The sequence below is a fragment of the Nocardia sp. NPDC004582 genome (genome assembly GCF_053602115.1).
In genome coordinates this window covers 1-1,946 of sequence record NZ_JBSGCY010000287.1, presented here as the reverse complement: position 1 = coordinate 1,946, position 1,946 = coordinate 1, and the positions used below count along the sequence as shown (strand labels likewise).

The window sequence follows — 1,946 nt, the reverse complement described above, 5'->3', positions numbered from 1 at the left end:
CGCCGGGCGGTCCGGCCCACAGCGCGCCGCAGGCGCGGCGGTCCTGATCGGCGTCGTCGGCGAACACCGCGCTGCCGCCGAGCGCGCCCAGACTCTGCCCGTAGATGTAGAGCTTCGGCGGATCCGGCAGCGTCGAGATCCGTTGCTCGACAGCCCGGAACAGGGCCCGCGCCGATTGCTCGGCGGCATCGCGCCCGAAGACGAAGGTCACCCAGCTCGGCGCGGCCGAGTACTGCAGCCCGACCAGCGCCACATCTCCGCCGAACCGCGCGTCCAGTCCCTTGGCGGCATCACTGTCGATCCACCCCGACCCCGTCGGCACGGTCACCACCACATTCCGCCGTTCGAACCCACCCGTCCGCTCCAGCTCCCGCACCGCCAGCTCCACCCGCGCCGCCGGCCCGGCAGCCGAGTTCAAGCCGACATAAACCCGCACCGCCCGCGCCGGCGTCCCCGCCACGAACCGCCGCCCCTGCGCCCCCAGCGACGGCCAGCTCGCCATCGACACCGGACTCCCCGACCGGGTCGGTGAATCCGGTTGCACCAGCTCCGGATCCACGAACGAATCCGCCGCCGCGTACGCCGCCCGCCGCCACTCCACCACACCCGGCACCACCACCAGCTGCGCCGCCACCCCCAGCGCCACCCCCGCCGCGATACTCCGCGCCCGCCCCAATCGCCGTACCACCCACCGCATCCCGCGCACGACACCCACCACCGCCGCCACGATCGGCACCGTCCACGCCAGCCACTGCACCCAGTACCCGGGCCCGATACCCCCGACCCCCATGGCATTGCGCAGCGAGTTCTGCCAATGCTCCGCATATCCCATCGCACCCCCGACCAGCCCCGCCCCCGCGACCGCCGCCGGAACCCGCCACCGCGTCAGCCGCTCCACCCCGAACCGAGTCCAGCGCAACACCATCCGCACGACCCCCGCCACCCCCAACCCGGCCAGCACCAGCACCGCGGTCACGATCGCCTGCGCCGACGGCGTGCGCGGCAGCAACCCCGGCGCCAGCGACGCCAATGTCCCGCCCGCCACCGCGGCGCTCGTCCCGACCCGCGGCGCGCGGATCCAAGTCCGCCCCAATGTCGTACGAGACCGCTCGACACCACGTGGCGAGACCGGAACGTCACCCGTGAGCTCGGTGCGGTTGCCCGGCTCTGGCAGCGCGACTGTCATCTCCGCCCGCGCCATCGCAACGCGCCGGCGATGAGAGCCGCGGCCCGCGGAGTGGTTCCGCACGGCGGGGATCACAGCGCCACCGTCGCGTGAGCATCGGTGAGCGCGAGGTCGCGATCCTGAGCCGCGGCACCGCGGCGCGAGCGGGTGCGGCGCGCCAGAACGGTTGCCGCGGAGGCCAGTCCGGCGATGCCGACACCGGCCGCGACCATGGCGGCGGGTGCGAGGCCCGCGCCGGTGTGCTCGAAGAACGGCTCGTAGACCGGGCTGCCGTAGTGCTGGCGGATGGAGTTCAGGTCCACGGCCGTGGCGGCGATGCTCGCCATGACCTGGCATCGGGTGCGTGACATCGCGTCCTCGCGGGCGGCGCAGGCCGTGTGCATGCGCTGTTCCAGTGCGGCGTCCACCGATTGGCGGGCCCAGGGGCCGAGGGGCTGGCCGTGGGCGGCGGCGTAGCGCAGCAGGTCGTAGCCGAGGTCGTGGGATTTGCAGGCCAGGTCGAATTCGGCGGGCAGGGGGATGGGGGAGGAGCAGTCACCCTCCGGGTTGATCAGCATGCCCGCCTCGACGACGGGGCGGTACCCGGCCGAGGCCGCGAAGTCGCCGGGGACCGACGCGGGATCCGGCTGCGCGGCAATCGATTCCATGATGCCGACGCGGGCGGCGGAGCTCTCCGGCGCGGCGGGCCGCTTGAGCAGCTTTTGCAGTTCACCGGCGGTGAGGCCGGTCATTTCCATTGCGGGAAGTGGCATTTTTTGCC

At 73.2% G+C, this 1,946-nt stretch carries 2 protein-coding genes; both read right to left on the bottom strand.

What is annotated here, in order from left to right; all coding sequences use genetic code 11:
• The coding region (locus ACWELJ_RS34040) for an alpha/beta-hydrolase family protein (protein WP_452370165.1) at window positions 1–1,093 on the bottom strand (1,093 nt) is incomplete at its 3' end.
• Window positions 1,094–1,257: 164 nt separating this feature from the next.
• Window positions 1,258–1,923, bottom strand: a complete 666-nt coding sequence (locus tag ACWELJ_RS34035; protein WP_452370164.1) for a hypothetical protein — start codon at window positions 1,921–1,923, stop codon at window positions 1,258–1,260.
• Window positions 1,924–1,946: the final 23 nt, after the last annotated feature.